The organism is Xenorhabdus sp. NBAII XenSa04 (genome assembly GCF_963866145.1).
Lineage (GTDB): Bacteria > Pseudomonadota > Gammaproteobacteria > Enterobacterales > Enterobacteriaceae > Xenorhabdus > Xenorhabdus indica.
In genome coordinates this window covers 13,653-14,829 of the sequence record NZ_CAWMEB010000085.1, presented here as the reverse complement: position 1 = coordinate 14,829, position 1,177 = coordinate 13,653, and the positions used below count along the sequence as shown (strand labels likewise).

The following is a 1,177-nucleotide window of genomic DNA, read 5'->3' as shown; positions in this document are numbered from 1 at the left end:
CTTCAAGTTAGATTGGTATAGAGATGGATTATTTAGCATTGTAAACCCTGATGACTATGAAGATATCGTTGATATGTGGTTAGAAGATACCCCATTTGAATCTATGGATTCTTACCATGTTATTGCCAGAAGTGGTTTTGGTAAACTTTATCTTTGCGGTGAACAAACTGGAATTAATTTAACAATATCTTGTATTTTTAACTCTATCAATTACTCTAAAAAAAGAGCATGCAAGAAAGAAAAGAAAAAACTGGACCAAGAAATAGCCTCTTTCTTTGGAATAAAATCACCTGATGATTTTGATTTAAAAGGCGGCGAAAAAACAGGTATTTTTTCCAAAGCTGTAGAAAAACATGGCTCCTTAGGTGAGCACGAAATATTTGGTTTTGAACCTGCCATTATTTTAGGTGGCGAAATAAAACTTGAAAATGTCAGTAAATTAGATATGCATATTCATCTCGAAATTCTTCGCCAATTAGCCGATCCAGACATTTAGGAAATTTGATTTCCTATATGCTTTTTCATACTTCCTATTTCCCTGATATTTATCTGTTAATTAAAGTGGCTGTATAAATAGCCACTTATCTTATTATTTATATTAGAGAAAAGAGGAAATCTGATGTCACTTGCAGATTTTTTATATCAACTGGCTGGCGAGATATTTTGTCAGTGATCACTGCTAGCATTCATGCAGAATCAGTCCGTAATCCCCGTGCAACATCCATTTTTCTGGCAACTAACACTGCTGCTTCCAATTCACTGCACTGATGCTCCCGCATTAACGCCCATCGCTCGGTTTTTTCTTCTTTTTCTGTCATCCCCAGTGCCAGATACAGGCTTGGTGGCACGACCAGGAATAACGCTTCAATTTTTTCGCCAGCACCACGCCTTCGGTATAACAACGGGGGAGTTTACTGGCAGAGAGCAACACGGCTTTTTGTTCTTCATTCAGTTTTTTGAACCGGGCGATTTGTTCCACCTCATCCGGGGGCATGGTAAGACACAGCCACCATTCCGCCATATTCAACATCTTTTCAGCGGCATCCGGGTAATCGGCAAGGTTTTGCGTGGCCAGCCACAGCCAGGCCCCAAGGTTCGCAGAGGTCTTTTCTTTCACTCGGAGATACTTGACGTAGAAGTCATACAGTTTCTCCGCCTGCTCATGGGGTTCACTGGA

The 1,177-nt window shown here is 40.2% G+C and carries 1 protein-coding gene and 1 pseudogene; one reads left to right on the top strand and one right to left on the bottom strand.

Annotation, left to right across the window (positions count from 1 at the left end):
• Nucleotides 1–496 (top strand): GAD-like domain-containing protein (locus tag AAC147_RS04545; RefSeq protein WP_047685809.1); only part of this gene is annotated, 496 nt, incomplete at its 5' end.
• Between the two features lie 190 nt (nt 497–686).
• On the opposite strand, the pseudogene AAC147_RS04540 reads toward AAC147_RS04545, so the two are convergent.
• Nucleotides 687–1,099: pseudogene (locus AAC147_RS04540) on the bottom strand (conjugative transfer ATPase); the annotation flags it as partial.
• Between the last annotated feature and the right edge of the window lie 78 nt (nt 1,100–1,177).